1 protein-coding gene is annotated in these 1243 nt (G+C 41.0%); it reads left to right on the top strand.

Annotated elements, in window-relative coordinates; genetic code table 11:
* A partial coding sequence (locus PVV69_RS09855; protein WP_273757356.1) for an autotransporter outer membrane beta-barrel domain-containing protein occupies positions 1–1243 on the top strand: 1243 nt, incomplete at both ends.

Here is a 1243-nt window from a genome sequence, read left to right as displayed (position 1 = left end):
CCGAAGGTCAGCCATTAAAAACCGAAGATTCCATTCCTTTAAATGAACGTGGTCTCTCACTTGTTCAGGTTTCTGGAAAAGCAGATGAAAATGCCTTCAAACTGGCAAATGGCTACACCACAATGAATAAATTGCCATATAAATATGTCCTCAATGGCTATGGAACAACATCAAGCCGTGGCAAAGCAGCAAGCACGCAAAGCCATTTAGGAGACGTGTCTCAAGAATCAGAAGAAAACACCCTCAAAGACTATACGCACTACGTTATAAAAGAGAACGCGGTTGAGGGAGTAAAAAATGAGAATGAAAGAGATAAAGCAACATCAAGCCATGGCAAAGCAGCAAGCGCACAAAGCCCCTTGAGAGAGAATAAAGATTTCTGGGATTTCCGCCTGCAAAGAGCAACTCTTGATGATGAAGGAAAAATTCCAGCTCTTGTCCCACAAGTAGCAAGCTATTTGGTCATGCCAAATGCTCTATTCTCCGTCGACTTTGCTGATGTGAATAATCAAAATACACTGATCAACAATATGCGGACAACAGCAGTTGAAGCAAAGGACCATAAAAACAGAGGAATCTTCTTATCCAGTTATGGTCATAAGATGACATTATCCTCTCACCATACTCCCTTACAATATGGTTATGGTGCTGATCTGCGCTATGCTGCCTTGCAAGCAGGTGTTACATTAGCCGCGCTAGAAGATCAAAACATAACCACAAATTTTGGTCTTTTAGGAACATATGGAAAACTAGCCTTTACCCCAAAAGATATTGAAGGTGCTGACAAAACGACACTCGATAAGTGGTCACTTGCTGCCTATGGTAACCTCAACCATGACAATGGCATCTACATCAATGCCCTCTTCTCCTATGGAACGCTTAAAGGATATATCAAAACAACTCTCAGAGGAAATACTGCAGAATTGAGTGGTAAGAATACACTCAGTACATCTGCGACCATCGGACAAAGACTTATAACCAGTGTACCAGGATTGGTTTTTGAACCACAAGCACAATTTGTTTATCAACGTCTCATGCTTGGCACCCTCAAAGATATTGATAACTTTGAAGTGAACATGGGCAACCCTCATCAATGGTTAGTGCGTGTTGGTGGACGTTTAACACAAACCACAATTCCTGCTGAAAACGATTGTGCCGTTTCTTTCTATGGTAAAGTAAATGTTATTAAAACTTTTGCTGACAATAGTACAATACAGATTGGTGATACGTTCCATCTTGATCC

It is taken from the genome of Bartonella sp. MM73XJBT, from assembly GCF_028618465.1.
Lineage (GTDB): Bacteria > Pseudomonadota > Alphaproteobacteria > Rhizobiales > Rhizobiaceae > Bartonella.
This window is presented reverse-complemented; position numbering and strand designations above follow the sequence as displayed.